Annotated in this window: 28 protein-coding genes and 1 riboswitch; of the genes, 17 read left to right on the top strand and 11 right to left on the bottom strand. The window is 66.3% G+C overall.

Annotated features, from left to right (window positions below; translation table 11 throughout):
- Window positions 1–12: 12 nt before the first annotated feature.
- Genes FM101_RS05330 through FM101_RS05315 form a run of 4 tightly spaced genes read right to left on the bottom strand, consistent with a single transcriptional unit; the run spans window position 13 to window position 4,300 of the window.
- Window positions 13–876, bottom strand: a complete 864-nt coding sequence (locus tag FM101_RS05330; protein ID WP_086996544.1) for a fumarylacetoacetate hydrolase family protein — start codon at window positions 874–876, stop codon at window positions 13–15.
- A 33-nt stretch (window positions 877–909) separates the two neighbouring features.
- Window positions 910–1,878: a ribokinase gene (locus tag FM101_RS05325; protein ID WP_086996541.1), complete on the bottom strand. Its 969-nt coding sequence runs from the start codon at window positions 1,876–1,878 to the stop codon at window positions 910–912.
- Window positions 1,875–3,302 carry an MFS transporter gene (locus FM101_RS05320; RefSeq protein ID WP_086996538.1) on the bottom strand — a complete coding sequence of 476 codons (1,428 nt, stop codon included), beginning with the start codon at window positions 3,300–3,302 and terminating at the stop codon, window positions 1,875–1,877. Before FM101_RS05320 ends, FM101_RS05325 begins: the two co-directional genes overlap by 4 nt.
- Window positions 3,299–4,300: a nucleoside hydrolase gene (locus FM101_RS05315; RefSeq protein ID WP_086996535.1), complete on the bottom strand. Its 1,002-nt coding sequence runs from the start codon at window positions 4,298–4,300 to the stop codon at window positions 3,299–3,301. Before FM101_RS05315 ends, FM101_RS05320 begins: the two co-directional genes overlap by 4 nt.
- Before the next feature lie 189 nt (window positions 4,301–4,489).
- Between FM101_RS05315 and FM101_RS05310 the strand changes: the two genes are divergently transcribed.
- Window positions 4,490–5,533, top strand: a complete 1,044-nt coding sequence (locus FM101_RS05310; protein WP_086996532.1) for a LacI family DNA-binding transcriptional regulator — start codon at window positions 4,490–4,492, stop codon at window positions 5,531–5,533.
- Here the strand turns inward: FM101_RS05310 and FM101_RS05305 are convergent, their stop codons facing one another.
- From FM101_RS05305 to FM101_RS05295, 3 genes are all read right to left on the bottom strand, one after another.
- Complete coding sequence (locus tag FM101_RS05305) at window positions 5,534–5,722, bottom strand: hypothetical protein (RefSeq protein WP_086996529.1); 189 nt, start codon at window positions 5,720–5,722, stop codon at window positions 5,534–5,536.
- A gap of 37 nt (window positions 5,723–5,759) precedes the next feature.
- Window positions 5,760–5,882, bottom strand: a complete 123-nt coding sequence (locus FM101_RS16190; protein ID WP_428844139.1) for a hypothetical protein — start codon at window positions 5,880–5,882, stop codon at window positions 5,760–5,762.
- 109 nt (window positions 5,883–5,991) lie between these two features.
- Window positions 5,992–6,249: a metal-sensitive transcriptional regulator gene (locus tag FM101_RS05295; RefSeq protein WP_086996524.1), complete on the bottom strand. Its 258-nt coding sequence runs from the start codon at window positions 6,247–6,249 to the stop codon at window positions 5,992–5,994.
- Between the two features lie 117 nt (window positions 6,250–6,366).
- Here FM101_RS05295 and FM101_RS05290 point away from each other — a divergent pair, with 117 nt between their 5' ends.
- The 9 genes from FM101_RS05290 (at window position 6,367) to FM101_RS05250 (ending at window position 14,064) form a co-directional block, all read left to right on the top strand.
- Window positions 6,367–6,960 carry a rhodanese-like domain-containing protein gene (locus tag FM101_RS05290; protein ID WP_086996521.1) on the top strand — a complete coding sequence of 198 codons (594 nt, stop codon included), beginning with the start codon at window positions 6,367–6,369 and terminating at the stop codon, window positions 6,958–6,960.
- A 30-nt stretch (window positions 6,961–6,990) separates the two neighbouring features.
- Entirely contained in the window at window positions 6,991–7,287 is a 297-nt protein-coding gene (locus FM101_RS05285) for a rhodanese-like domain-containing protein (protein ID WP_086996518.1), read from the top strand.
- Window positions 7,288–7,331: 44 nt separating this feature from the next.
- Entirely contained in the window at window positions 7,332–8,222 is an 891-nt protein-coding gene (locus FM101_RS05280; protein WP_086996516.1) for a sulfite exporter TauE/SafE family protein, read from the top strand.
- A gap of 40 nt (window positions 8,223–8,262) precedes the next feature.
- Entirely contained in the window at window positions 8,263–8,631 is a 369-nt protein-coding gene (gene trxA, locus FM101_RS05275; RefSeq protein WP_086996513.1) for a thioredoxin, read from the top strand.
- Window positions 8,632–8,693: 62 nt separating this feature from the next.
- A complete protein-coding gene (locus FM101_RS05270; RefSeq protein ID WP_086996510.1) occupies window positions 8,694–9,989 on the top strand; it encodes an MFS transporter in 1,296 nt (431 codons plus the stop codon).
- Window positions 9,990–10,098: 109 nt separating this feature from the next.
- Window positions 10,099–11,505, top strand: coding sequence for an MBL fold metallo-hydrolase (locus tag FM101_RS05265; RefSeq protein ID WP_086996507.1), 1,407 nt, complete (start codon window positions 10,099–10,101; stop codon window positions 11,503–11,505).
- Between the two features lie 111 nt (window positions 11,506–11,616).
- The gene (locus FM101_RS05260) at window positions 11,617–12,282 is read left to right on the top strand and encodes a TetR family transcriptional regulator (protein WP_086996505.1); all 666 of its coding nucleotides are present in this window, start codon (window positions 11,617–11,619) and stop codon (window positions 12,280–12,282) included.
- Entirely contained in the window at window positions 12,266–13,228 is a 963-nt protein-coding gene (locus FM101_RS05255; RefSeq protein ID WP_086996502.1) for an ABC transporter ATP-binding protein, read from the top strand. Before FM101_RS05260 ends, FM101_RS05255 begins: the two co-directional genes overlap by 17 nt.
- On the top strand, window positions 13,225–14,064 hold the full coding sequence (locus FM101_RS05250; RefSeq protein WP_086996500.1) for an ABC transporter permease subunit: 840 nt from the start codon (window positions 13,225–13,227) through the stop codon (window positions 14,062–14,064). The genes FM101_RS05255 and FM101_RS05250 overlap by 4 nt, the downstream gene beginning before the upstream one ends.
- On the opposite strand, the gene FM101_RS05245 is transcribed toward FM101_RS05250, so the two are convergent.
- Both FM101_RS05245 and FM101_RS05240 read right to left on the bottom strand, forming a co-directional pair.
- Window positions 14,065–14,679, bottom strand: a complete 615-nt coding sequence (locus FM101_RS05245) for a DUF805 domain-containing protein (RefSeq protein WP_342744366.1) — start codon at window positions 14,677–14,679, stop codon at window positions 14,065–14,067.
- Between the two features lie 117 nt (window positions 14,680–14,796).
- Complete coding sequence (locus FM101_RS05240) at window positions 14,797–15,951, bottom strand: PucR family transcriptional regulator (RefSeq protein WP_241895462.1); 1,155 nt, start codon at window positions 15,949–15,951, stop codon at window positions 14,797–14,799.
- Between the two features lie 211 nt (window positions 15,952–16,162).
- Between FM101_RS05240 and FM101_RS05235 the strand changes: the two genes are divergently transcribed.
- From FM101_RS05235 to FM101_RS05220, 4 genes are read left to right on the top strand one after another with little or no spacing between them, the layout of a single operon-like run.
- Complete coding sequence (locus FM101_RS05235) at window positions 16,163–17,485, top strand: MFS transporter (RefSeq protein ID WP_086996494.1); 1,323 nt, start codon at window positions 16,163–16,165, stop codon at window positions 17,483–17,485.
- 17 nt (window positions 17,486–17,502) lie between these two features.
- Window positions 17,503–19,185 (top strand): thiamine pyrophosphate-dependent enzyme, encoded by a 1,683-nt coding sequence (locus FM101_RS05230; protein WP_086996492.1) that lies wholly within the window; start codon window positions 17,503–17,505, stop codon window positions 19,183–19,185.
- Window positions 19,182–20,903, top strand: coding sequence for an amidohydrolase (locus FM101_RS05225; protein ID WP_086996489.1), 1,722 nt, complete (start codon window positions 19,182–19,184; stop codon window positions 20,901–20,903). Before FM101_RS05230 ends, FM101_RS05225 begins: the two co-directional genes overlap by 4 nt.
- The gene (locus FM101_RS05220) at window positions 20,900–22,165 is read left to right on the top strand and encodes a M20 family metallo-hydrolase (protein ID WP_086996486.1); all 1,266 of its coding nucleotides are present in this window, start codon (window positions 20,900–20,902) and stop codon (window positions 22,163–22,165) included. Before FM101_RS05225 ends, FM101_RS05220 begins: the two co-directional genes overlap by 4 nt.
- On the opposite strand, the gene FM101_RS05215 is transcribed toward FM101_RS05220, so the two are convergent.
- Window positions 22,162–23,064, bottom strand: a complete 903-nt coding sequence (locus FM101_RS05215; protein ID WP_281255507.1) for a LysR family transcriptional regulator — start codon at window positions 23,062–23,064, stop codon at window positions 22,162–22,164. The genes FM101_RS05220 and FM101_RS05215 overlap by 4 nt on opposite strands.
- Before the next feature lie 48 nt (window positions 23,065–23,112).
- Here FM101_RS05215 and FM101_RS05210 point away from each other — a divergent pair, with 48 nt between their 5' ends.
- The 3 genes from FM101_RS05210 to FM101_RS05200 all read left to right on the top strand — a co-directional run bounded on the left by FM101_RS05210 (window position 23,113) and on the right by FM101_RS05200 (window position 25,585).
- Window positions 23,113–24,036 carry an EamA family transporter gene (locus FM101_RS05210; protein ID WP_245806623.1) on the top strand — a complete coding sequence of 308 codons (924 nt, stop codon included), beginning with the start codon at window positions 23,113–23,115 and terminating at the stop codon, window positions 24,034–24,036.
- A complete protein-coding gene (locus tag FM101_RS05205; RefSeq protein ID WP_086996483.1) occupies window positions 24,033–24,707 on the top strand; it encodes an NAD(P)-dependent oxidoreductase in 675 nt (224 codons plus the stop codon). The genes FM101_RS05210 and FM101_RS05205 overlap by 4 nt, the downstream gene beginning before the upstream one ends.
- A gap of 230 nt (window positions 24,708–24,937) precedes the next feature.
- On the top strand, window positions 24,938–25,585 hold the full coding sequence (locus FM101_RS05200; protein ID WP_179204244.1) for a hypothetical protein: 648 nt from the start codon (window positions 24,938–24,940) through the stop codon (window positions 25,583–25,585).
- On the opposite strand, the gene FM101_RS05195 is transcribed toward FM101_RS05200, so the two are convergent.
- Complete coding sequence (locus FM101_RS05195) at window positions 25,575–26,117, bottom strand: OsmC family protein (RefSeq protein ID WP_086996478.1); 543 nt, start codon at window positions 26,115–26,117, stop codon at window positions 25,575–25,577. The two genes, FM101_RS05200 and FM101_RS05195, sit on opposite strands and share 11 nt — an antisense overlap.
- 34 nt (window positions 26,118–26,151) lie before the next feature.
- Window positions 26,152–26,267, bottom strand: a riboswitch (SAM riboswitch).
- Window positions 26,268–26,405 lie beyond the last annotated feature (138 nt).

Genomic DNA, 26,405 nt, shown 5'->3' with positions numbered 1-26,405 from the left:
TTCCGGAACCTTCTATCGGATCCGGTTGCGCTGAGTTCCGAGGCCGTCGATCCCTGTTTCCAGCACATCCCCGGAGGTGAGCCAGGGGTGGCGTCCCTGCTCGTTGCGCCGTCCCAAGGCCACCCCCGCCGGAGTCCCGGTGAGGATGAGGTCGCCGGGGACCAGGGTGACCATGGTGGAGAGGTAGGCGACCAGTCGAGCCGGGCCGAACACCAAATCTGCTGTCGAATCCTCCTGGACGGTCTCGCCGTTGACTCGGGTGCTGATGCGGGCCGCGTCGGGAAATTCTTCGGCGCTGACCAGATACGGGCCCACCGGGGTGGAGGCCTCCCAGCATTTACCGGCCAGCCATTCGGTGGTCCGCCCTTGCCAGCCGCGCATCGATACGTCATTGGCGACCGTATAGCCGGCAATATGCCCGGCGGCATCGGCCTCGGGGATCCGGCGGCCTGCCCTGCCGATGACGATGGCCAGTTCACCTTCCCAATCGAGGCGGTGGTCCTCCGGCGGCACGTCGATGGGGTCCATCGGCCCGGTGAGCGAGCGGGCGAACTTCGTGAACACCGTCGGATATTCGGGGAGCTGTTGCCCGGTTTCTAGGATGTGGTTGCGGTAGTTCAGCCCGATGCAGAAGACCTTCTCCGGGGAGCTGAGCAACGTCGCGAAATCGGCGTCGGCTACCGGTATCCCGGCGGAGGGGGCCCGCAGGGAAGCCGTGGGATCGGCGGCCGCCACAGCTTCGGCGCGGGTTTGTTCATCGGCGGCCAAGAAGGCCCCCACGTCGGAAAAGCCCGACAGTTCGTGGGCCGTCTCACCGTGGATCACTGCGGCGAAGGTGGACCCGGTGCCGGGTGTGCGAAGGGTGGCAAGTTTCATGCAACCATCCCACCACAGTGGTCTCCGCGGAACCTAGCGTGCCGCGGTGACCGCTGCGTCGTCGGGGTAGGCGGCCTGCGTACCCTTCTTCGTGGCAGCCAAGGCCGCGGCCACCGAGGCGAAGGAGGCGGCGTCGGACAGGGGGTCTCCTGCGGCCAACCGGGTCGCCAGGGCACCGGTGAAGGCGTCGCCGGTCCCGGTGGTGTCCACAGCGTGCACCCGGGTGGGGGCGACCCTGGTGATGCGGGCTCCGGCGCCTGGGTGGGCATCGAGCACCACCGAACCGTGGGCGCCCAGGGTGACGACCACGCGGTTCAACCCGCGGTCGGTGAAACGTCCGAGCACCGGCTCCCAGGCTTCATCGGCGGCGTCGGCCGCGGGGATGCCCGTGCCGTCCAAGAACTGGGAAGCCTCGTGCGTGTTGACCAGCAACACCGACGTCAGCTCCGCCAACTCCCGGGTGATCGGGGCATAGGGGGAGAGATTCAGGACCACGGTGGCACCGGCGTCGTTCCCGGCACGCGCCGCAGCCATGACTGCCTCCGGAGCAACTTCCAGACACAGGCACACCACGGAGGCACCGGTGAACAGCCCGGAGGCCTGGGTGATCGTGTCCTCCGAGACGGTTCCGTTGGCTCCTGCTGAAATGACGATGCTGTTCTCGCCCGCAGCGTCCACGGTCACCACGGCGACGCCGGTTTCCACCCCTGCCACGCGCTGTACCGCCTCGGTGCGGACGCCTGCGGCGGAACAGGAATCGAGCAGCATGGTGCCGTGCGGGTCATCGCCGACGGCACCCAGAAGAGTCACGTCGGCGCCGAGTCGGCCGGCGGCGACCGCCTGGTTGGCACTTTTGCCCCCGGGGTTCACGGTGAACCCTTCGCCATGCAGGGTCTCGCCCGGGGTGGGGAGGCGTTGGGTGTAAATGGTGAGATCGGCGTTCAGGGAACCGACGACTACGACGCGGCCCCGGTCTTCGGTGGTGTGGCTGGGGGTGTTCATGCGGTGACCTCCGCGTCGACGGGTTTGGGGATGAGCAACGAGGCGAATAGGGCGGCCGCGGTGATGACGAGGCCGGTGATGATGACCGCTGCGTAGGAGCCCTGCCCATCCGGCCCGGTCGTTGACACGAACACGGCAGGCAGCACGAGGAAACTGAGCCCGGCGCCGAGGTTGAACGCGCCGGCAGTCATACCCGGCAGGAAGCCGGGGTTGCCGACCGGGGACAGGACGATGCCCAACCCGTTGAGCATGATGTTCGCAGTGCCGGCATAGGCGATGCCCAGCAGGGCGGTGCCGGTGATCATCAAGGGCAGGCTGCCCAGACCGAACAGCAGGATCACCAGCAGGGCGGCGATGCTGCCGACCAGGCCGAGCCGCAACACCTTGTTGTAGCCGAGGACCGGGGCCAGCCGGCCGGCGAATGGCCCGACGATCCAGCCCAGCAGGGCGTACGGGGTGAGGATCAGCAGGGCCGTGGCCGTGGGTCCGAGGTCGAATCCCTGACCCGTGGCCTGTACGTAAGCGGGAACAATCCCGTTGATGACGGCGAAGACTCCGGTGATGGTCAGTACCGTGGTCAGCAGCGGGGCCCAGGTGGAGCGTTGGCGCAGATGGACGATCTGCACCATTGGCTCCGTGGAGGCCTTCTCAGTGGCCCAGAACGCAGCAAAGGCGGCGACGGCCACCGCCAACAGGAGCAGCGACACCAGCAGCCCGGAAGCCGAGAAGGCGGCCACCAGTTCGGCGCCCTCATTCAGGGCGGTCAGCAGCGCGCCGACGGCGACGACGATGAACAACACGCCGCGCCAATCCATGCGTGTCCCGGCCTGTGGCGTCGATTCGGGGGACTTCCAGGCGACGCAGGCAGCTGCGACGACGGAGATGACGACCATGAACCAGAAGATGCTGCGGAACCCGTGGTTCTCCGCCAGATACCCGCCCAGGAAGGAGTCGACGCCGGCGATGCCGCCGTTGACGGCGAGGATGAGACCCATCAAGGTGCCATAGCGGCGCTGGTCGGTCACGGCCGAGCGGAGCATGAGCAGGCAGAGCGGGACGGTGGGGCCGCTGACGCCCTGGATGATGCGTCCGGCGAACAGCCAGCCGATATTCGGTGCCAACGCGGCGACCGTGGAGCCGACGGCGGTCAGCAACAGCATCCCCACCAACACCCGGCGGCGTCCGATGATGTCGCTGAGCCGGGGAAGGAACAGCGAGAAGAGTGCAGCGGTGGTGAAAAACCAGGTCTGCGAGAGTCCGACGGCGGCCTGGTCGGTGTCAAGCTCCTGCCCGATGGTCACCAATGCGGGGCTGAGCATGGAGGCGTTGAGTTGGAAGGCCACGCAGGCGGCCAGCAGGGCGACCATGAGAGCGGTGGCCCCGCCGGTGGAGGATGCCGCCGGACGGGTGCTGGTCGCGCTCATCGGGCAGTCGCCGTCATCGGTGCGGTGGAGGCCAGATCCACGTCGCCAATGCGTTCGAGGGCGTCGGTGACCAGATCCCAGAAGCGCCCGTGGTCCAGGTCCACGGCGACCGAGGTGTTGCAGTCAGGTGGCGCCGGGGCCCTGAAGTCGGCGACCGTCATGCCCAGGGTCAGGGTTCCTCGGAGTTCTATGTTCACGGGGACCTTCACGGTGGAGACGATGGTCGGGTCGATGACGTAGGCGACGGCGCAGGGATCGTGGACCGGGGGAAAATCGAAACCCTGGTGGTCTTGGTAGGCCTGTGCGAAGAAGTCCATCAATTCGCGCACGAACTTCGCCGGTCCCGTGCCGATCGACTCGATCCGGGCGACGACCTCGTCGGTGGCCAGTGCCTGGTGGGTCAGGTCCAGACCGACCATGACTACCGGCCAGTCCTCGTTGAAGACGATATGGGCGGCCTCGGGGTCGATGATGATGTTGAATTCGGCCACGGCGCTCCAGTTCCCGGCGTGGTAGCCGCCACCCATCAGCACCACTTCGCGCACCCGTTCAACGATGCGTGGTTCCTTGCGGGCGGCCATGGCGATGTTGGTCAAACCGCCGGTGGGGACCAGGGTGATCGTCCCCGGCGCGTGGGCCATGATCGTCTCGATGATCAGATCCACGGCGTGACGCCGATCCAGTTCGATGGCCGGTTCGGGCTGGGTGGGGCCGTCCATGCCGGTCTCCCCGTGGATGTCGCCGGCGGTTTCGACCTGTCGAACCAGCGGACGATCGCAGCCGGCGGCGAAGGGGATGCCTGTCATGCCGGCGATGGTGCCCACGGACAAGGCGTTCTGGGTGACCTTGGCCAGGGTCTGGTTGCCCACGACGGTGGTGACCGCCAGCAGTTCGATATCGGGGTTGCCATGGGCCAGCAGGATGGCCACGGCGTCGTCGTGACCGGGGTCGCAGTCCAGGATGATCTTGCGGGGTCCGGCGGGGGCATCTGCGCCCATTTTTTTCTCCACGTCATTGGGGTGCCCGGTAGGAGCCAGGCGTCAGGGGTCTTCAGGGGCAGTTTTCCACTGCCAACCCCGGTACGTCAAACGCTTAACGTCAAACGCTTAACGTCAAACGGTGCGACGGCGGCCCGAGACGCTCGAGCTGGTGGCCCTGCCGGGCTGCCGGCTCGGTAGGATGGGGCCATGGAATCCGCCGATGCCCCACTTCCCGGCGCGCCCGGCAGGCGGCGGGCCACCGCGGCGATGGTCGCTGATCGGGCGCAGGTCTCCACCGCCACGGTGTCTCTGGTCGCCAACGGCAAATCACGTGGACGGGTCTCGGCGGTCAACGAGGCCCGCGTGTTGCAGGCCATCCACGAGCTGGGCTACGTGGTCGATGGCATCGGCAGCTCGCTGTCCCGCGGAGTCAGCTCGACCGTGATCATGGTGGCCCCCGATATCTCCAACCCCTTCTTCGCCAACGTGATCGCTGGAGTGCGCACGGCGCTGGGGCAGGACTACCAGCTGCTGCTCTCGGTCACGGACGCAGGTACGTTGCCCAGCGCCGCCGATACCCGCAGGCTGCTGTCCCTGCGACCTGCCGGATTGTTGGTCGATGCCCCGGACGAGGCGTTCCTGGAGGAGCTGTCGGCTCCGGACCCGCTGGTGCTGCTCGACGCTCCGGGCCTGGGGGAGCGGTTCGCCGCGGTGAACCTGGATGTCGCCCACGGCGCCCGGGAACTGGCAGGGCATCTGGCCGCAGCCGGCCACCGGAAGGTCGCCTATGTCGACGGCATCACCGGCACGGCGACCTTTGAGCTGCGCCGCGCGGCCTTCCTGGCCGCCGCAGATGCCTTGGGTCTGGAGGTCCCGGACGCCGCGTGCTTGGCGACCACCATCGACGTCGGTGTGGTCGCCTCCGAATTCGCCTCCGTCTGGCCTGCCTGGCAGCAGGCAGGGGTCACCGCTGTGGCCTGCGCGACCGATACCCATGCCTACGGGATCCTGCAGGAGGCCCGCGCCCGCGGGCTGCGCGTTCCCGGGGACCTGGCTGTCGCCGGCTTCGATGACCTGCCGTATTCGCGCACGAGCAATCCGTCACTGACCAGTGTGCACCTGCCGGGCGAGGAGCTCGGCCGGCAGGCGGCGCAGCAGCTGCGCCGGCTCATGGCCGGCGAAATGCTCGAAGACCAGGAGTTGACGTTGGCCAGCTCGTTGGTGGTGCGGGGCTCCACCACGGTGGACTAGCTACAGCACCATGAACAGCACGATCACGATGACGGAGAGCGTGGTGATCATGCCGATGATCGCCGGCCACGGGTTCCTGGGACCGGCCTGCGGGTCATAGGATTCCCGCAGGCCCGGTGCGCTCGGGTTTCCGCCGAGCAGCGGGGCGCTATCGGCCGGACGGGCCGTGGAGGGTTCGTCGTGGTCCATCTGTTGACTCCTCGAGAGCGGGTGGTTGAACCCCAGCCTAGCTCCAGGTGTTGTTCGGCGTGCGCTTGAACAGGCGTGAGAGCCAGCCGCCGGAGGTCGAGGATTCCTTGGGGGCATTCGGATCACAGGAGCAGCGGTCGGCGCGGGGCACATTCGCCATGACCTGCCGGACATGCTGTCCGCATCCGGCCCACGTCGTTTTCTGGCATTTGCGGCATTTCACGGCTCGGCACATGGGCTTCTCTTCGGTTCGGTGTCTGATTCTTCGGTTAGGCCAGCGAGAGGAAGAGGCGTTCCAGTTCCTTCTTGTCCATCGAGTTGTCCTCGCTGGACAGGCACTGCTCCAGCCCGGTGGCAATGATGGCGAAACCGGCCCGATCCAGCGCCTTGGAGACTGCCGAAAGCTGGGTGACGACGTCCTTGCATTCGCGCCCCTCCTCGATCATTCGGGTGACGGCCGAGAGCTGGCCCTGGGCGCGCTTGAGCCGGTTGATGACGGGGGTGAGTTCGGCGGTGTCGAGCTGCATGACTACTCCTGATGGTCGGTTTGTTGTTCCATTATACCCCCCTGGGTGTTTTTGCATACCCTAGGGGGTATGTGTGAGACTGCTGGGGAACCACTGAACCGATAGGAAGAAGTAGACGTGTCTCTTGCAACACCCGCCGTCACCGACCTCGACGCACAGACGGTCCGCAGCTGGATCGACGACCAGCAGAACGTGAAGATCATCGACGTCCGCTCCGCCGCCGAATTCGAGACCATGCACATTCGTGGCTCGTACAACGTGCCGCTTCCGTTGCTTTCCGAGCACACCGCCGAACTGGCCGAACGCCTCGATGGCCGCGTGGTGCTGGTCTGCCAATCGGGAGTCCGTGCCGATCAAGCACGCACTCGCCTCGACGGTGTCGGTGTCGACCACGCCCAGGTGCTCGATGGCGGCGTGGCGGCCTTTGCCGCTGCCGGTGGGGACGTCGTGCGCGGAGTCCAGCGCTGGGACCTGGAGCGTCAGGTACGCCTGGTGGCCGGATCCTTGGTGGTCGCCGGACTTCTGGCCGGAAAATTCCTGTCACCCAAGCTCCGCCTGCTTTCCGGGATGATCGGCACCGGGCTGACCGTCTCGGCGGCGACCAACACCTGCGCCATGGGCCAGGCGCTGTCCAAGATGCCGTGGAACCAGGGTGCCACCTGCCCGGCGCCGCGTGCGGTCATCGGCCAGATCCCGCGTTCGAACAGCTGATCCCAGACCCCCGAAGCCATTGGAGAAACCATGCCTGAAACCACGATCACCGAAACCGACCAACGCCGCAGGACCGAACAGGTCCTCGATGTCCGTGAGGACTTCGAATTAGTCGACGGGATGATCCCCGGCGCGGTGCATATCCCGATGGGACAACTGAACGAACGCGTGGGGGAGCTTGATGCCAACCGCCCCGTCATCGTGGTCTGCCGCAGCGGAAACCGTAGCGCCCACGTGGCCGACGCGCTCAACGCCGCCGGCTACACGGCGGACACCATGGCCGGCGGCATGTCCGCCTGGCAGGGCGCCGGTCTGCCCACCGCCTAGCCCGTGGGCCCCGCCTTCCTCCGACCTCCGATAAGGACCCTGCCATGACGCTGACCCTCCTGTTGACACTCGTCCTTTCGGTGCTGATTGGACTCTCCCTCGGACTGCTCGGCGGGGGTGGCTCCATCCTCACCGTTCCGATCCTGACCTATGTAGCAGGAATGAATCCCCAGGAGGCCATCGCCGCCTCGTTGTTCGTGGTGGGGGCCACCTCGGCGGTCAGTGCCGTGAGTCATGCCCGCAACGGCCGGGTGAAGTGGCGCACCGGCCTGGTTTTCGGGGCCGCCGGCATGGCGGGGGCCTTCGGCGGCGGACTGCTGGGCGGACATATCCCCGGAACGGTGCTCATGATCGCCTTCGCCCTGATGATGGTTGCCACGTCCCTGGCCATGATCCGTGGCCGCAAGGGCGGAGGCGCGCAGGTGCACGACGGCGATCTTCCGCTGGGCAAGGTCATCCTCGAAGGACTGGTCGTCGGCCTGGTCGCCGGGCTCGTCGGTGCCGGCGGCGGATTCCTTGTTGTTCCCGCACTAGCGCTGATGGGCGGGCTGTCCATGCCGGTCGCCGTTGGCACCTCTTTGGTGGTCATCGCCCTGAAGTCCTTCGCCGGACTGGGTGGGTACCTGACCACCATCTCCCTGGACTGGGCCCTGGTGTCGGGGGTGACTGCCGCAGCGATCCTGGGTTCACTGGTCGGGGCACGCCTGGCAGGAAAAATTCCCGAAAACGCGTTGCGCAAGGGATTTGGGGTGTTCGTCCTGGCCATGGGCGTGTTCGTCCTGGTCCAGGAGCTACCGGCCCCGGCCAACCTCGTGGTCGGCATCCTCGGGGTCGCACTGGCGGTGGCCGTGGTGGCCTGCAGGTACCTCATTCCCTCGTGCAAGGCCCGCTTCCTCGCCTCCACCGAAGAGCCCGTCATCACGACCTCCCGCTAATTATTCGACGGAACCACCGTCACCACGAAAAGGAGTCAACATGTCCACCATCGACCTGACCGAAAAGAACTTCGAGAAAATCCTGCAGGAGAACCCCATCGTCCTGGTGGACTTCTGGGCGGCTTGGTGCGGACCGTGTCGTTCGTTCGCCCCCACCTACGAGAAGTCTTCGAACAACCATGCCGACGTACTCTTTGGAAAGGTCGACACGGAGGCCGAACAAGCCCTGTCGGCTTCCGCGGGCATCAGCTCCATCCCGACACTGATGGCCTTCCGTGATGGCATCCTCGTATTCAGTCAGCCGGGTGCCCTGCCAGGGAAGGAACTGGAAAAGGTCATTGAAGCCGTGAAGGAACTCGATGTGGATACCGTCCGCTCCCAACTGGAGCAGCAGGGCCAGCAAGCCTGAAACCTGGGCCGCTGAAGCGGCTCTCGCCGAACCGCCTGACACCGACCGAAGGGAACTCCCGCATGAAGAAGAAGTCCGGCGCGAGGATCCCCGTGTTGGGGTTGCGGGCGAATGCCCCGCAGTTCGTGCTGCTCGTGGCGGTCAACGCCCTCGTCGGTGGAATGGTGGGCCAGCAGCAAACGGTGCTGCCCCTGCTCGCCGGCGCCGAGTTCGGCCTCTCCGGGTACACGTTCATCTTTTCCTATGTCGCGGCCTTCGGCATCGCCAAGGCCGTCAGCAACTGGTTCGCCGGAACGCTCTCGGACCGCCACGGGCGCAAACCAGTACTGATGATCGGCTGGCTTTTCGCCGTCCCGGTCCCCTTGATGCTCATCCTGGCCCCCAGCTGGGGATGGGTCGTGGCCGCGAATATCCTGTTGGGCATCAACCAGGGCCTGACCTGGTCCACCACCGTGGTGATGAAGATCGATCTGGTCGGACCCAATCGGCGAGGCCTGGCGATGGGGTTCAACGAAGCGGCGGGATACGGTGCCGTGGCCATCACCTCCCTGCTGGCCGGGCATCTGGCCGAACAATTCGGTTTGCGTCCCGCCCCGTTCCTCCTCGGGATCGCGTATACGGCCCTCGGGCTCGTGCTCACCGGCCTGTTCGTCCGTGAAACCAAGGGCCACGCCCGGTTGGAAGCAGAACAACAGGCGACGGCACGGTCTGCGGGCCCCACCCGGGTGGACGCGCAGCTGGACAACCGGCGGATCGCCGAGCTGACCAGCTTCAAGGACCCCTCGCTCTCCTCGGCCAGCTGGGCGGGGTTGGTGAACAACCTGAACTTCGGGCTCTCCTGGGGCGTCTTCCCCCTGCTGTTCGCCACAGCTCACCTCAGCGACGGGCGGATCGGACTCCTCTTCGCCATCTACCCGGGCGTCTGGGGCCTTGGGCAGCTAGTCACCGGAGCACTGTCCGACCGGATCGGGCGCAAACAGCTGGTGGTCTGGGGGATGGCCGTCCAGGGAGTTGCGCTCGCCGTCATCGCCGCCGGAGACGGCTTCGGCATCTGGGCGGCAGCGGCCGCGCTGCTGGGGGTCGGAACCGCGATGGTCTACCCCACGCTGCTGGCCGTTGTCGGGGACGTTGCCCATCCAGCCTGGAGGGGGAGGGCCGTGGGGGTCTACCGGGTCTGGCGTGATGCGGGCTACGCGGTGGGTGCAATCGCGGGCGGCCTGGTGGCCGACGCCTTGGGCTTGCAGGCCGCGGTCGTCATGGCAGCGATCCTGAGTGTACTCATGTCGATCATCGTTGCCGTCCGGCTGAAGGAAACCCATCACCCCATCCCCGCCGGAAACACCCCTACGCACTACTAAAACAGTTTCGACCCGGGGAGCCTATCGGTTGAGGAATACCCCCGGGTGTATTATCATCATTAATGAAACCAATACCCCCTGGGGTATCGAATCACGCGAAGGAGATCGCATGCTACTCGAGCGCATTTACGACCAGGACCTGGCGCAGGCAAGTTACTTCATCGGCTGTCAGCGCAACGGCGAGGCCGTGGTGGTCGACGCCCGTCGCGATATCGCCACCTATCTCGACCTTGCCGCGGAAAACGGCATGCGTATTGTCGCGGTGACCGAAACCCATATCCACGCCGACTACCTCTCAGGTACCCGTGAACTGGCCGCTGCCACCGGGGCCGAAATGTATGTTTCCGGCGAAGGTGGCCCCGACTGGCAGTATGACTTCGAGGCCAACCGCCTGTATGACGGTGATGCCGTCACCATCGGCAATATCAAGCTCACCGCTTCGCATACCCCCGGGCATACCCCTGAACACCTCTCGTTCCTCGTGACCGATGGTGCCTTCGCCGATCAGCCGGGCTTCATGCTCTCCGGCGACTTTGTCTTCGTCGGGGACCTCGGGCGGCCGGATCTGCTCGACGAGGCAGCTGGCGGAGTAGATACCCGGTTCGAAGGCGCCAGTCTCATCTTCAAGAGCCTGCAAGAAAAGTTCCTGAGCCTGCCGGACCACGTTCAGGTCCTGCCGGCCCATGGTTCGGGTAGCGCCTGCGGCAAGGCCCTCGGCGCGGTCCCGGCGACCACCGTAGGGTACGAGCGCCTGTACTCGTGGTGGGGCCCCTACGTTGCCGCCAATGACGAGCAGGGTTTCGTGGACGAGCTGCTCAATGGCCAGCCCGATGCCCATGCCTACTTCGGCCGGATGAAGCGTGAAAACCGCGATGGCCCGGCGATGCTGGGCGAACGCGCCGCCTTGAAGGAACTCTCCACCGACGACGTTCGCCGCGATCTCGAACTGGACACGGTGACCTTCGTCGATACGCGATCACACCACGAGGTGCATCAGGGCACGGTGGACAACTCGCTGAACATCCCCGCTGGTCAGAAGATTGCCAGCTATGGCGCCTGGGCGGTGGACCCGGAAACCGATGGACGTCCACTGGTCCTCCTGGCGGCCAGCCAGGAGCAGGCCCAGAACATCTGGGACCACCTGGTGCGGGTCGGGATCGACCGGGTCGCCGGCTACGTCACCGGCCTCGAGGGGCTCCCGATGCATACCCCGGCGTTGCTCCAGCCCGAGGAGCTCGAGGGCTTCGACGCGGCACTCGTGCTGGATGTGCGCAATAAGACCGAACACGCGGAGGGCCACATCCCCGGCTCCGAACAGCTCAGTGGCGGGCGCGTCCTGTGGCACCAGGACGAGCTGCCGACCTCCGGCACCATCGTGACCTACTGCCAGAGCGGGGTGCGTAACTCGGTCGCCGCCAGCGCCCTGCGCCGTGCCGGTCACGACGTCATCGAACTCGACGGCAGCTACGCCGGCTGGGAGGAGTGGAAGGGAGCGGGTCAGGTAGTGAATGCCTAGGCTCATTCCCTGACGAAGGAGGCTGATCCGCTGATGCGGGTCGGCCTCCTTCTGTGTGGGGTCAACAGGAAAACCCTTGACTTTATTGAACTGCTGTTTAGTATATTAAACATGCGTTCAGTTGATGGTGATGTCACCACCCGCGCCAGGATCCGCGATGCCGCGATCACCCTCTTCGGGCAGCGCGGCTTCGCCCGGGCCACGGTCCGAGACATCGCCTCCGCCGCCGAGGTCTCCCCGGGGCTGGTCATCCACCATTTCGGGACCAAGGACGGGCTGCGCCGGACCTGCGATACCCACGTGTTGGAAACGGCCCATGAATCGGCCACCGCCAAGTCCCAGGACCCCACCGAATTGCGGGACGCGCTGAGCGGATATCTGGCCAACCCCGGTGAGTACGAACGGGAGCTCGCCTATATCCGGCGATCGGTGGTGGACGATTCGGCGGCAGGGGACTCCCTCTTCGACGCGTACTTCTCACTGACCTTGCAGATCCTCCAGGATGGCGCCCGCGCCGGGACCATGCGCCGGGTCGATGATCCCGAAGCCACCGCAGCCCTGATGGTCACCCAGTCGTTGGGCCTGCTGGTCCTGGGCCGCCACGTTGCCCGCGGTTTGGGACAGGAGGGGTTCGGTGTGGAAACCATCGACCGACTCGCGGTCCCCGCCGCCGACCTCTACACGCATCCGCTGTATATGGACTCCGCGTTCCTGAAGGCGACGCGGGAAGCCGCCACCACGCGTGTGGGAAAGGGCAGTCATGGACCACGTCGTTGAGGTCATCGGGCTCCGTAAGAGCTACGGGGCGAACGAGGTTCTGCACGGTATCGACATCGCCGTTCCACGTGGATCCGTTGTCGGGGTCATCGGCCCCAACGGTGCCGGCAAGACCACGCTGATGCGCTGCCTGCTGGATATCATCCGCCCCAGCGGAGGAGACATCAGTGTCCTGGGCACCCCATCACGCGACGCCGGACCCGAGATCCGTCGACGTATCGGCTATCTGCCGGGGGAATTGATCCTCGAGGGCAGGACCACCGGGCGGCGGCTCTTGCGCCACTTCGAGGACATCAGCGGACCCGTCAAACCCGGCAAAGTCCAAGGTCTCGCGGAACGTCTTGGGCTCGACCTGGACCGGCAGACCCGTCGACTCTCCAAGGGTAATAAACAGAAGCTCGGGATCATCCAGGCCTTCATGCACGAACCCGAGCTACTGATCCTCGACGAACCCACCAGCGGGTTGGACCCGCTGATGCAACAAGAATTCCTGTCCTTGGTTTCCGAAGCGCGCGAAGCCGGGCAAACGGTTTTCCTCTCCTCGCATGTCATCAGCGAGATCCAACAGGCAGCAGACACCGTGGCGATCCTGCGCGAGGGGTCCATTGCCACCATCTCCACGGTCGCCGAACTGCGTGAAGGAGCGATCAGCCGGCTGCGCATCCACAGCCCGCTGCCCGTGGAGCAAGTGAGGGGGCTGCTCGGGAGGTTGGAGGGCCTCGGCGGGCTGCGGCTCGAGGAGAAGCACGACGGCGACGGCCGGCCCGTGTGCCAAGCCTCGGCGACGTGGTCGGGCCCGGTGGCTGAGCTGGTGGACCTCCTGCCCCAACTGCGCGTCGTGGACCTGGCCTTGGAGGAACCGGATCTGGAAGAAGTGGTACTGGGTCTCTACCGGGCCCCGGGAGCCACCGACGGGCAACACACCGCTGGAAGGGCCACGTCATGAGCGCCACCGCACTGCATCGCCGCCGGGAAAGCCGTCCACAAATGCTTCCACTCTTCTTCAAGGCCCTGATCGACGCGAGGGCCTCGATGCTCATCTGGGCCGTGGCCATGTTGGCGGTGATGGGCCTCTATCTGCCGCTCTACCCGTCCATCGGGGGCAGCGAGCAGATGAAGCAAATGATCCAGTCCCTACCCCCGGAACTGGTCGACGCGTTGAACTACGGTCAGATCACCAGCGGGCCGGGCTACACCCAGGCGACCGTCTTCGGCCTGATCGGCTTCCTGTTGATGACGATCATGGCCGTCGGCGCCGGGGCGGCGGCCATTGGTGGGGATGAGGAGTCCGGTCTTCTCGAACTCACCCTGGCCCACGGGGTGACCCGCAGCCAGGTGGTCCTCGAGCGCGCCGGGGCCCTGGTCGTGAGGATCCTGGTCCTGCACCTGTTCATTCTGGCCGTGTTGCTGGTCCTCAAGGGGCCTGCGGAACTGGGGATCGACGCCGGTCATGCCGCGGCAGGGGTGCTGATGTTCGCCCTGTTGGTCTTCCTCAACGGTTCCTTCGCCCTGCTGGGCGGTGCCATCGGGGGGCGGCGGATCCATGGGATTGGTGTCGGGGCCGTGGTGGCTGTGCTGGGATATGCGTTCAACGCGATCGGCAACCAGAATGCCCAGCTGGAATGGTTGCACGGCCTCTCGCCCTACTACTGGGCCTACGGACAGTCCCCGCTGGTGGGCGGGGTGGATGTCCCGGCGGCCCTGCTGTTGGCAGGTGTGGGCCTGGCCTGCACCGGGTTCGCGGTGCTGGCATTGAACCGCCGGGACATCCGTGGGGCGTAACTAGCCCTGGGTCGGATCGGTGGGCTGCTGGTAGCCCTGCGGGGGGTTCTGTCCCGCGAAACCGCCTGCCGCCGGTGCTCCGGGGTAGCCGGCCGGTGCGCCGAAGGCGTTCCCGTGGGCTGCAGCGCCGCCATCGGCGTCGAAACGAGCGCCTTCGGGGACGGAGGGCATGATCATGAGGACCAGGACCACCAGCCCGCCGAGAATCGGCACCAGGATCAGCAGGTACAAGAGACCGCTGAAGTTGCCGTCATGCAGGCGGCGGACGCCCAGGGCGATGGACGGGATGATGATGGCCAACCCATAGAGCCCGATCAGCACGGTGGGGATGGTTCCGCCGGCACCCATTTCACCGGTGACGGGATCAGCGCCGGCCAGCCCGAATCCGATGGCCAAACCGTAGAGCACGATGTAGATGATCGCGTTGAAGAGTGCGAAGAACCAGTACTCGCTGCGGCTGGCTCGACCCGAGAAGGTCGCATACTTCTTGAAGAAGCGTTTGATGGCCTGGCCAAAGCTGGCGCCGTAGAGCGGCTGGTCCAGGGGAGCCTCGCCGTATGCGGGCATGGTGACCCCCCCGGGGTTGCCGTAGGGGTTGGGGGTGCTGCTGCTCAAAGTTTCCTCCATCGAAAGTATTGCGGGTGATCGGGAATAGTCTTTCAGATGGAGCCTTGACATGCGATGGGGAGTACTCCCCATGTCTTGTCGTGTCGCGGCCTTGCGTGGGCGGTCTCAGGCCCACGCCACCACGAGCCGGGCTGCCTGAGCCGGAATTGAGAGGTCGATTCCCGTGAGCGAGGCGAACCGGCGCATGCGGTTCATCAACGTATTTCGATGGCAAAACAGGAGCTGGGCCGAGGCCGAGACACTTCCGGTTTCGAGGTAGGCTCTGGCCGTTTCCACGAGTCGTTCCCGCTCGCCGGGCCCGCATTCGCTGAGGGTCCTCTCGACGTCGGTGGCCAGTCCGATGCCCTCGGATCCCAATCGGGCCCGAGCCAGCCGCCCCCAGGCGGTATCCAGGCTCAGGGCCCCTTCATCTTGGGCGGTGGCCAGCTGGGCGAGTTCCAAGGCCAAGGTGCTGGCATCGTGCAATGCCCCCACCCCCTGGACCTCCTCGACCAGGCCGCATCGCAGGGTGGAAATGCGATCCGCAGCTTCGTACAGCGCGGACCCGGGCTTTGAACCGGCCGGCCAGAAGGCCAGCAGGGCATCGGCGAACGGGTGCGTGAAGATCTCCGTTCCCCGTCGTGCGGCGAGGGCGATGCTCACGCGCAGGGCGGGAGCATCCTCGCCGGCTGCCACGGCAACGTCCAGCCGTGCCCCGGGATCCAGGCCCAGTGCCGCGGCGGCTTGCTGAACAACGGTGCTCGGCGGTGGCGTCTCACCGAACAGGGAAGCGACCAGGCCCTGCCTGACGGAGGAGGCCTCGGTGGCCATGCGCTGGCGTTCGGACATATAGGCGCCCTGGCTCTGGCTCGCATAGGCATCCACGACCTGCCAAACACTGTTCGCCCGGGCCACCAACAACGGGGCGTCCGATGGCGAGGAGAGTGCTGTCAGCGCATCCCACAGGACGGAGAAGTCCATTCGGATGGCCGTCATCAGGGCGTCCAGCGGGATATCCGCCCGGGCGCGGGAGACCCCGACGTCGGTGGCGATACCGACCTTCACATCGTGCAGCTCCGCGGGATCGGCAGGTGCCCCGGTAGGGTCGGTGGAGCGCAGGCTGGTGATCAGTGCCGCGAAGGATTGCTCGCCGGTGCGTCGGACCTCGGTGGTGGGCAGCAGCGCGTCACGATAGTAGGGCAGCTCCAGCACCCGGGCCAGGAAGTCCGACGTCAGCCGGGTGACTTCCAAACCGTCGAGCAGGCTGTTCCAGCGCGCCACGTCCACATTCGCCGTCGTACCGTGATTTTCCACTGTTCGTGGAGTATTTTCCGAACCCATACCGTTACTTTATGTGCTTTTGCACATATCCGGTCGTCGAAACGGTGACGATTCACTCTTCAGGTGACCGCCCTCACACTGGAAGACTGGAAGGCATCAACGGGCAGGGCGGTGATCGCCGTCCTGCCTCGGCACCAGTGCGGAGGCACCCATGACACAAGCAGCGAACCTCGAAGCCGGGGCTACCCACCAGGTCACCGACAAGGAGGCCACCAAGGTCGCCGTCGGCGCCCTCGTGGGTACGGCCCTGGAATGGTACGACTTCTTCCTGTTCAGCGCCGCGGCGGCGCTGATCTTCAATGTCCACTACTTCACCAACGAGAATGCGACGGCTGCTGCCATGGCCTCCTTCGCGACCTTCGGCGTCGGACTGGTGGCCCGTCCGCTGGGCGGGATGTTCTTCGGCGCCATGGGCGACAAGATCGGCCGGCGTAAGACTCTGATGATCACCATCATCGGCATCGGTTTGATCACCGGGTTGATCGGGCTGCTGCCCGACTACGCGGCCATCGGGATCGCCGCACCGATCCTGCTGGTGGTGTTGCGGATCTTCCAGGGTCTCTTCGTCGGCGGCGAATGGTCGGGTGCCATGACGATCGTCGTGGAGAACGCCCCGCTGAAGCGCCGGGCCCGCTACGCCGCCCTGCCCCAGATCGGCTCACCGATCGGCACCATCCTTTCCTCCGGTGGATTCTTCCTGGCGACCCTGTACTTCTCGCAGGACAGCTTCACCTCCTACGGCTGGCGCATCCCCTTCCTGGCCGCCTTCCCGATGCTGCTGCTGGCCCTGTACATCCGCTCGCGGCTTGACGAGTCCCCGGTCTTCACCGAGATGAAGGAAGCAGGAGCCACCGAAGCCGCCCCGATCCGCACCGTGGTGCAGCGGAACTGGAAACACATCATCGTCGGCATGGCAGCTGCACTGCTCGGCGTGGGCGGCTTCTACCTGGTCACCGCGTTCATGGTCTACTACGGCACCACGATCCTGGGCTACAGCGCATCGCTGATGCTCCTGGCCACAATCATCGCCGCAGCCGTGGAAATCCCCGTGCTGCTCGCCGGCGGCCGGCTCTCCGAGAAGTTCGGGGCCAGCAAGGTCATCACCTACGGCGGCATCGTCTCGGCACTGGTCGCGGTCCCCGCCTTCCTCATGGTCGGCACCGGGAACCCCGTCGTCGTGGTGTTGGGCGTGACCATCGCGGTCGCCACCCTGTCTTTCCCCTACGCCGCCTCGGGCACCGTGCTCACCGGACTCTTCCCGGCCAGCACCCGGTACACCGGCGTCGGGTTCTCCCAGAATGTCGCCGGCATGCTCTCCGGCTTCATCCCGCTGCTCGCCGTCAGCGTCACCGCAGCGGCAGGAAATCACTGGTGGCCCGCAGCCGCGATCCTGGTCTTCCTGTCCCTGTTCACCGCCGTAGCCGGCGTGCTCGCCCCGCGGATGAGCGTGGACCTGCCCGGCTTCAAGCACTAACCCGAAGGACATTACGCATGAGCACCTCCGCAGGACACCTGATCGTCCGCCAACTCGAGGCCCACGGCGTCCGCCGCGTCTACTCCGTCCCGGGGGAGAGCTTCCTCGATGTCTTGGACGGACTGCATGATTCACCGATCACCACCGTGGTCGCCCGGCAGGAGGGCGGCGCCGGATTCATGGCCCTGGCCGAATCCCGGCTCACCTCAATCCCGGGCATCACCCTGGTCACCCGCGGCCCCGGAGCCGCCAACGCCATGATCGCCGTGCATACCGCCTGGCAGGACGCCACCGCGCTGGTGCTCTTCGTCGGGTTGATCCCCGTCGCGGACCGCGGACGCGACTCCTTCCAGGAGTTCAGCCTCGACGGCTGGTTCGGGACGACGGCGAAACGCGTCATCGTGCTCGATGACGAACACCGCGCCGCCGACGTGGTTTCCGAGGCCATGCACGCCGCCGCCTCGGGCCGCCCGGGCCCGGTGGTGGTGGGACTACCCGAGGACGTCCTGGTCCGGATGACCGACGCGCAGCCGGTATCCCCGCGTCCCGTGCCCGCCCCCGTTCCCGATGCGGCCTCGAACCAAGAACTGGGCGCCCGGCTCGGTGCCGCCCAACGCCCGCTGATCATCGCCGGCGGCGACGGATGGGCCCTACCGGCCCCCGAAAAAGTAGGGACGGCGGGGGCTGCCCTGGCGGCATGGGCGGAACAAGCCCACGTGCCGATCGCCGCGGATTGGCGGGCCTACGACACCGTCCCCCACGACTCGGCGGCATGGGCCGGATACTTGGGCTACTACCGCTCCGACGCGCTCGCCGAAGCACTGGGGCAGGCCGATCTGCTGGTGTTCATCGGCTGCGCCCGCACCGATGTCCTCTCCGACGGGTATACCCGCGGCCTCGAGGCGGAAACCGTCCTCGTCCTCCCCGAACCCGAGGCCACCGGGCATGCCGGGCGGATCGACCAGCAACTGATGGCCACCCCTGCCTCCTTCACCTCGGCCCTGCCCCACGTCGAAGGAGCCCGGGGGAGTCGCGGCAGTGAATGGATGGACCGGCTGACCGCCGAGCAACGCGGATTCGCCACCCCGCAACCTGAAGACCCGGCCACCGGAGTCGACCTTTCAGTGGCCTTTGGATTGCTGGAAGCGAAGCTGCCCGCCGATCGGATCCTGACCTACGGCGCAGGCAACGCGACCCTATGGGGTCACCGCTACCTCAAGCATTCCGGGCCCGGCACGCTGGTGGCCCCCCGTAACGGGGCCATGGGTGTTTCCATCCCGGCGGCCGTAGCCGCCACGCTGGTCCACCCCGAGCGGGTATCCGTCGCGATCTGCGGGGACGGGGACTTCATGATGAACGGGCAGGAACTGGCCGTGGCCATGGCCCACGGGGCGGCACCCTTGGTGGTGGTGGTCGACAACGGGGTCTTCGCCACGATCGTCCAACACCAGGAACGCCATTACCCCGGGCGGCCCTCCGGCACCGCGATGACCAACCCCGACTTCGCGGCGTTCATCGCGACCTTCGGCGGCCACGGGGAGGACGTCAGTGACACCGCAGAGGCCGGGGCAGCGATCGACAGGGCCCTTGAAGCGGTCACCGTGCGCAAGGTCCCGGCACTGCTGCACCTGCGCATCGACCCGGCGACCATGCCGCCGTCGACAGCTCTCCCCGCCTTCGGGGCGGGAGCCGAGGCATGAAACTCGACCTGATCCTGCGCGGGGCCGACATCATCACCCTCGAGAACGAGCGCCCCCGCGCCAACAGCCTCGGGGTGCTGAACGGGCGCATCGCCGGATTCGATGAGGAGCTCACCGGCTGCACCGCCGAACGCGATATCGATCTGAACGGGGCCACCCTGGTCCCGGGGTTCATCGACGCACACTGCCACACCACGTGGTGGGGCCTCGGGCTGGAATCCGTGGACCTGGCCCAGGCCAAGGGCCTGGACGAGGTCTACACGTTATTGGAAGCAGAAATGGGACGGCTCGAGGCTCTCGAGGCAGACGCCATGACTGGCCCGGATGCCGACCCGGCCTGGCTCCAGGGCACCGGGTTCAATCACGAACATCACGGAGGAGCGTTCCCCGACATCGCCCGGCTCGATGCCATCAGCGGGGACCGGCCGCTGTATCTGCGCCACGTCTCAGGCCACCAATCGATCACCAACACCGCGACCCTGCGCCTGGCCGGCGTGCTGGAAGACGGTTTCGAGAACCCTGTCGGCGGCGCAGTCCTCCGCGACGACGCCGGGAAGCCGACGGGAGTCGTGGAGGAATCCGCGCAGGCACTCATCCAGACCCTGCTGCTGCCGTATTCACGCGATCAGATCGTCGCCGCCCTCGACGCCGCGACGACCCGCTACGCGGCCCAGGGCATCACCAGTTTCACCGAAGCCGGCATCGCCGCCGGATGGATCGGGCACTCCCCACTGGAGGTCGGCGCCTACCAGGAGGCCCGCCGCACCGGCCGGCTCCATGCCCGCGCCCAGCTGATGCCCGTCCTGGACGCCCTGCACCCGGTCACCGGCCATACCGAGGACCTGCACGGCGCGGGGCAGGGACGCGGACTCGATCTGGGCCTGGGGGCAGGATTCGGCGACGAATGGGTATCGCTGGGACCGGTCAAAGTGTTCATGGACGGTTCACTGTTGGGGGCCACGGCAGCAGTAACGGAGGACTTCTGCGGTCATCCACACCAGCGCGGATACCTGCTCGACGACGAAACCACCTACCGCGAACGAGTGGCCGGTGCGTACCGGGCCGGCTGGCCGATCGCCCTGCACGCCATCGGCGACGCGGCCATCGACCTGGCCCTTGACCTGGTCATCTCCTGCCAGGAAACCTACGGGCAGAACCTGCTGCCCAACCGGATCGAACACTTCGGCATCGCCCGCCAAGACCAGGTCGACCTCGCCGCGCAACACGGCATCGCCGTCACCCCGCAGGCCGCGTTCATCGGACCGCTGGGGGACCAGATGGCCGAGCTCGTCGGCCCCGACCGTGAAGGCTGGCTCTACCGCGGACGCTCCATCGTCGACGCCGGCGGACTGCTGGCCGGTTCCTCCGACCTACCCGTGGCCGATAATAATGTCCGCCGCGGCATGCAGGCCTGGGTCGACCGCCGCACAGCCGACGGGCGCATCCTGGGCGGGGTGCACGACGACGGTATGCCCGTCGAGGCGCTGACTGCCGAAGAAGCTCTGCGCAGCTACACCGCCTGGGCCGCCCGCGCCACCGGCACCCTCGACGACAAGGGCACCCTGCGCACCGGCAAACTCGCCGATTTCGTCATCCTCTCCGGCTCCCCGCTGGAGGTCGCAGATATTTCCTCCCTCGAGGTAGTGGCAACGATCCTCGGCGGCCAATTCACCCACACCACCTACCCGATGACCACCTCGAATGGAGACCTTGTATGAGCAACACCGCCACGTCCACCTCTGCCGTCGAACACTCCGAGGCAGCCCGCGCCTTCCTGACCGATTTCCGCTCCATGAGCACCTTCGGCGCCACCGCCGGAGGGGGAGTGGACCGCCAGGCCGGCACCGCCGCCGACGGTCAGACCCGCAACTGGTTCCGCGGACTCGTCGAGGGCCACGGCTTCGAGGTCCGCTACGACGCGGTCGGGAACCAGTTCGCCTTGCTCGAACTCGTGCCCGGGGCACCCTATGTGGCGTTGGGATCCCATCTGGATTCCCAGCCGCTCGGCGGCCGGTTCGACGGGGCCTACGGTGTGCTCACCGCAGCCCACGCGGCCATCCGGTTGCAGCAGGTGGCCGAGGGCGCGAAGTTCAACATTGCCGTCATCAACTGGTTCAACGAGGAGGGCTGCCGCTTCAAACCCTCCATGATGGGCAGCTCGGTGTTCACCGGCAAACTCCCGGCCGACCAGGTCCTTCAAACGACCGATCCGCAGGGCACGACCGTGCGTGAGGCGCTGGAGTCGATCGGCACCATCGGCGATTTCAGTCTCGATGTCGCCGCCTACCTGGAGATCCACATCGAACAGGGCCGCTCCCTGGAGAACGACGGGCTGACCATCGGTTTGGTGGAATCGACCTGGGGCGCGAATAAATACGAGTTCGTGGTCCACGGCGAGCAGGCCCATACCGGGGCGACCATCATTGCCGACCGTCACGATGCCCTCTTGGGGGCTTCGCTCTTGGTTGCCGCGGCCCGGGATATCGCCGACGAATACAGCACCGAGGATCATGCGGTGATCACCTCCTGCGGGGAATTCACCGTCTTCCCGAACTCTCCGGTGGTCGTGGCCAGTCGGGTGAACCTGCTGGTGGATCTGCGCAGCACCGATCCCGATGTCCTGGCCACCGCCGATGCCGAACTACACCGCCGCATCGCGGCCATCGAGCAGCGTGCCAGCGTGTCGATCGAGCGTGGGGCCGAACATATCTGGGCCGCCAAGGCCTACGACGCCGCAGGCATGGAACTGGCTGCCGCGTCGGCGGAAACGCTGGGCCTGTCTCATGGCACGGTGCGCACCTTAGCCGGCCACGATTCGACGAACATGAAGGACATCGTCCCCACGATCATGCTCTTCGTCCCCAGCGTCGAGGGCATCTCCCATAACGAGAAGGAACTGACCTCGGATGAGGACATGCTCGCCGGCGTTGACCTGTTCACCGAGCTGTTGGGCCGGGTCGTACGCGGGGAATTCGTCTAACCCTCCACGGGTAGCAGGTCCAGGAAGGCCCGGGCCGCGGGCGAGGGGTTGAAGTCGCTCCACGCCAGGTATTCGATGCGGGTTGGCCCATCGTCGACCTTGATGGTCCTGAGATTCGGGCCCGGCGTGACGAAGGCCGGAGGCAGAAGCGCGATGGCCAGGCCCTGCCTGATCATCCCCAAGGTGAAATCCGTGGACATCGATTCGAAGGCGACCTCTCGGCGCAGGCCGGCGGCCTTGAAGGCGAGATCGCTTTGGGTCCGGCCGGGTGTGCCTTCGGGGAAATCGGCGAAGGTCTCATCGGCCAGGTCCGCCAGACGCAGCCTCTTCCTCCCGGCCAGACGATGGCCGGAGCCGAGAACAGCCACCAATCGTTCGCGGGAGAGCTCCACGGTGCGCACGCGGGCCGGAACCGTCTTTTCGGCCATGCCCAAAAGCGCGATATCGAGTCCCCCCGCAGCGATGGCCGCGATGAAGTCATCGCTTCCACCGCTATTCAAGACCACCCGGACTCCCGGATGGGTCCGATGGAAGGCGCCCAGGGCGGCAGGAACGTCCAGGGCAGTCACCGTCGGAATGATGCCGACCCTCAAGGTGCCCCTGACCTGGCCGATGCTGGCGGAGGCATCTGCAGCGGCGCGCTCGGCTGAATCCAGGCTTGCCCTGGCGGCGGGAAGAAAAGCGGCCCCTTCCTCGGTGAGCTCAACGCGGCGACTCGTGCGCGTGAAAAGTTGGACGCCCAGTTCGTGTTCCAGGGATTTGATCTGGTGGCTCAGCGCCGACTGGACGACGAAGCACTCTTCGGCCGCCCGGGTGAAATTGCGGGTCCGGGCCACGGCGAGCACATAGCGAAATTGTTGAAGTTCCATGAATCCATCGTGCATGACGATTGTTCCCATGAAAAGCATGTGTTGGACTCATGGATCGCTTACGGCGACATTGGAAGGGTGACTACCTCAACCTTCTCCCCGAGCCGTGGTTCCGCGGCGACTTCGCATCGCGGCCGACTGACCCTGGCGACCGCTGTGGCCCCGATGGCCTGGGGCACCACCTATCTCGTCACCACGGAGCTGTTGCCACCGGACCACCCCCTGTTCGCCGCACTCATGCGTGCCCTACCCGCAGGTGTCATCGCCCTGCTGATGACCAGGAGACTTCCCCAGGGCCGGTGGTGGTTCAGGATCCTCGTCCTGGGGGCGTTGAACATCGGGCTCTTCTTCCCGCTGCTGTTCTTCACCGCCGAACGACTGCCGGGTGGTGTGGCAGCGACCCTGGGGGCCAGCCAGCCGTTGCTGGTCGCGGTGCTCGCCGTCCTCGTCCTGGCCGAACGCTTCTCCTGGTGGCGGATGAGTTGGGGCGTCGTCGGCGTCGTCGGAGTCGGATTGGTGGTCCTGGGCCCGACGGCGGAACTCGATCCAGTGGGAATCAGCGCTGGGCTTGCCGGCGCTGCCTCGATGGGCACCGGCGTCGTCCTGACCAAACGCTGGGGCAGACCAGTAGGCGTGGGCCCCCTGCAATACGCCGGCTGGCAATTGACCGCTGGCGGACTGATCCTGCTGGTGCCCGCCATGCTGCTCGAGGGACCACCCAGCCAGATCGATGCCGCCGGGGCGGCCGGATATCTCTGGCTCGGCGGCATCGGAGGGCTTACCGCCTACACGTTGTGGTTCAAGGGACTGTGGACTCTGCCGGTCACCGCGACTGCCCTTCTGGGGCTGCTCTCACCACTGGTGGCAGCCGGCCTCGGCGCCCTGGTGCTCGGGGAAAGCCTCGATCCGCAACAACTCGCTGGTTTCGCTCTGGCCATCATGGCACTGGGCGCCGGGCAGTTCTCACCCCGACGGCGAACTCGACAGGAGATCACCTCATGAACATCACGATCCTCGGCTCCACCGGAATGGTCGGATCCGAACTGGTTCTCGAATCGGCACGGCGTGGACACCACGTTTTTGCCGGTTCGCGGCGGGCCACGGCGCACCAGAACCCCGCAGTCACCGTCTTCGGCGTGGATGCCGGATCATCGGCACAACTGGCGTCCGCGCTTGCCGGCTCGGACATCGTCATGCTCGCCATTCGCCCCGATCACCGCAACGAGCAGTCCACCGCGTCCGTGACCGGCACAGTACTTGAGGCAGCAGCGGTGGAAGGAGCGCCCGTGCTGGTGGCCGGTGGGGCGGGGCCGCTGCGTTCCATGGATGATCCGCTACGCCTGGTGGTGGACGACCCGCGATATGTAGGGCGTTCATGGCGAGGCGTCGCCCTGGCCAGCGTGGTCCAGCTCGAAACGTGCCTCCGGCATGAGAACCAACGGTGGACCTATGCCAGTCCACCCGCGGTGCTGGAGCACGGCCAACGCACCGGGTCCTACCGACGCGGAACCACCACACTGCTCGTCGCCCCGGACGGATCGTCATGGATCACCGTCGAGGATTTCGCGGTGGCGATGCTGGACGAGATCGAGAGCCCCGGTGAAGACCGCCACTTCACCGTCGCGCAGTCGCTGGACCACGTGGCAGGATCGGGCCATGCAAATCATCGGTGACGAACAAGTGCGTAGGACCGCGGCAGCGGACGTCGTGGAATGGATGCGGGAGGCGCTGGCGATGCATGGGCGCCGCGAGCTGGTCGCCCCACCGCGGGCCAGAAGCGCGCTCGGGTCCCTTGACTACGTCTATACGGCGGGTGCCTTGCCCGATGGGACCAGCGGCTTCAGGGCCTACCGTGCCGGTCAACCTGCAGGAGAACAACTCGTGGCCATATGGAATGGAGCAGGTGATCTGGAGGGCTTGGTCGGGGGGGGACGAACTGGGCATCCGGAGGACCGGTGCGTTGGGTGCCGTGGCCGCCGATGTCCTGGCTCGCCCGGAGGCAGAGAGCGTTGCGGTCATCGGTAGTGGTCTCCATGCCTGGGCCCAGTTATGGGCACTCACGGCAGTCCGGCGCCTGCACCAGGTTCGGGTTTACGGGCGCACCAGAGCTCATGCCGCGGATTTTGCCGCGCGAGCGCAGGGCGAGCTGGGCCTGAATGCCGTTGCTGTCACCGACGCCGCGGACGCGGTCCGGGATGCAGATATCGTCATCGTGGCTACGCGTTCTTCCACACCGGTCATCGACGCTGCCGACGTGGCCCCGGGGACCCATGTGACGACCCTCGGCCCGAAGTCGCAGGGCAGTCATGAAACACCGGTGGCGTTATTGGATGTAGCAGCCGTGCTCACCTGCGACTCCCCGGACCAGGCGGCGGCATATCCTGACCCCTTCTTCGCCGACCCGGGTTCCCTGGTGGCCCTAGGCGAGGTCCTGCTGGGAAAGGTCCCCGGACGCCGCAACGCCGAGGACATTACCGTGCATTGTTCGGTCGGCCTGGCCGGCTCGGAAGTCCTGCTGGCGAGCCGGCTGCTGGCCGCCTCTAGGAGTTGACCCGCAAAGTGGTAGTCACCGGTGTCGGATTCGTGAAGATGTCCAATACCGGGCAGTGCGCATCGACCGCCGCCTGAAGTTCGGCATAACGTTCCTCGGCGTCCGGGCCCGAGACCTCTACGGTCAACCGAACGGCGCCGAATCCGGGGCGAACCTTCTCCTCGATCCCGAACAAGCCGCGCACATCGAGGTCGGCATCCGCGGAGATATCCAGCGAGTCGATGCTGATGCCCAGTTGGTGGGCGTACAGCCGGTAAACCACCACCTGGCAGGAGATGAGCGCCCCGAGAGCGTATTCCACCGGGCTGGCAGCGACGTCGTCCCCGGCCAAAGCAGCCGGTTCGTCGACGGTGAATTCGTGGCGTCCGGCGCGGATGGTCGAACCGACCGATCCCACCGGGTCGGCGGTGGCACGGAACTGCAGCGATGCGCTGGCGGTATTCTGGCCGATCCGTTCTGCCCAGGCGGATCCCGCGGAATCGAGGCGTTCGGCGCGGTTGGAAATGCTGGTTTCTGCAAGGGTCTCGGTCATGGCGTTCCTTCGCTGTCATGGCGAGCGTAGCGCTGCGCCATACTTACGCCTCCCGGTCGGGACGGCGTCGAATCGTCACCTGGGGCACCCCACTATGGCGAAGGGGGTTGCCGTCCAACCGGCCAGGGCCTCGGGTTGGATCTCTTGATTCTTGGGTTCGATTCTGCTGGCGGGAGAGTAGATCGGGCAAACCCGTCGCGTCATCCGGGGACACACACCAGCGCGTCCGCATGTGGAGGGACCGCCATCCCTGCAGCGTGATTCCCGTCGCCACGCGGTATCCCGGCG

Origin of the sequence: Arthrobacter rhombi (assembly GCF_900163545.1) — a bacterium.
GTDB lineage: Bacteria > Actinomycetota > Actinomycetes > Actinomycetales > Micrococcaceae > Arthrobacter_H > Arthrobacter_H rhombi_A.
The sequence above is the reverse complement of the archived record's forward strand: the minus strand, read 5'-3'. Positions and strand labels throughout refer to the sequence as shown.

Bases quoted from the DNA above. Each gene is read 5' to 3' on its own strand.
- FM101_RS05330 (WP_086996544.1), bottom strand. From the start codon at position 876: ATGAAACTTGCCACCCTTCGCACACCCGGCACCGGGTCCACCTTCGCC.
- FM101_RS05325 (WP_086996541.1), bottom strand. From the start codon at position 1,878: ATGAACACCCCCAGCCACACCACCGAAGACCGGGGCCGCGTCGTAGTC.
- FM101_RS05320 (WP_086996538.1), bottom strand. From the start codon at position 3,302: ATGAGCGCGACCAGCACCCGTCCGGCGGCATCCTCCACCGGCGGGGCC.
- FM101_RS05315 (WP_086996535.1), bottom strand. From the start codon at position 4,300: ATGGGCGCAGATGCCCCCGCCGGACCCCGCAAGATCATCCTGGACTGC.
- FM101_RS05310 (WP_086996532.1), top strand. From the start codon at position 4,490: ATGGAATCCGCCGATGCCCCACTTCCCGGCGCGCCCGGCAGGCGGCGG.
- FM101_RS05305 (WP_086996529.1), bottom strand. From the start codon at position 5,722: ATGGACCACGACGAACCCTCCACGGCCCGTCCGGCCGATAGCGCCCCG.
- FM101_RS16190 (WP_428844139.1), bottom strand. From the start codon at position 5,882: ATGGCGAATGTGCCCCGCGCCGACCGCTGCTCCTGTGATCCGAATGCC.
- FM101_RS05295 (WP_086996524.1), bottom strand. From the start codon at position 6,249: ATGCAGCTCGACACCGCCGAACTCACCCCCGTCATCAACCGGCTCAAG.
- FM101_RS05285 (WP_086996518.1), top strand. From the start codon at position 6,991: ATGCCTGAAACCACGATCACCGAAACCGACCAACGCCGCAGGACCGAA.
- FM101_RS05280 (WP_086996516.1), top strand. From the start codon at position 7,332: ATGACGCTGACCCTCCTGTTGACACTCGTCCTTTCGGTGCTGATTGGA.
- trxA (WP_086996513.1), top strand. From the start codon at position 8,263: ATGTCCACCATCGACCTGACCGAAAAGAACTTCGAGAAAATCCTGCAG.
- FM101_RS05270 (WP_086996510.1), top strand. From the start codon at position 8,694: ATGAAGAAGAAGTCCGGCGCGAGGATCCCCGTGTTGGGGTTGCGGGCG.
- FM101_RS05265 (WP_086996507.1), top strand. From the start codon at position 10,099: ATGCTACTCGAGCGCATTTACGACCAGGACCTGGCGCAGGCAAGTTAC.
- FM101_RS05260 (WP_086996505.1), top strand. From the start codon at position 11,617: ATGCGTTCAGTTGATGGTGATGTCACCACCCGCGCCAGGATCCGCGAT.
- FM101_RS05255 (WP_086996502.1), top strand. From the start codon at position 12,266: ATGGACCACGTCGTTGAGGTCATCGGGCTCCGTAAGAGCTACGGGGCG.
- FM101_RS05250 (WP_086996500.1), top strand. From the start codon at position 13,225: ATGAGCGCCACCGCACTGCATCGCCGCCGGGAAAGCCGTCCACAAATG.
- FM101_RS05235 (WP_086996494.1), top strand. From the start codon at position 16,163: ATGACACAAGCAGCGAACCTCGAAGCCGGGGCTACCCACCAGGTCACC.
- FM101_RS05230 (WP_086996492.1), top strand. From the start codon at position 17,503: ATGAGCACCTCCGCAGGACACCTGATCGTCCGCCAACTCGAGGCCCAC.
- FM101_RS05225 (WP_086996489.1), top strand. From the start codon at position 19,182: ATGAAACTCGACCTGATCCTGCGCGGGGCCGACATCATCACCCTCGAG.
- FM101_RS05220 (WP_086996486.1), top strand. From the start codon at position 20,900: ATGAGCAACACCGCCACGTCCACCTCTGCCGTCGAACACTCCGAGGCA.
- FM101_RS05215 (WP_281255507.1), bottom strand. From the start codon at position 23,064: ATGGGAACAATCGTCATGCACGATGGATTCATGGAACTTCAACAATTT.
- FM101_RS05205 (WP_086996483.1), top strand. From the start codon at position 24,033: ATGAACATCACGATCCTCGGCTCCACCGGAATGGTCGGATCCGAACTG.
- FM101_RS05195 (WP_086996478.1), bottom strand. From the start codon at position 26,117: ATGACCGAGACCCTTGCAGAAACCAGCATTTCCAACCGCGCCGAACGC.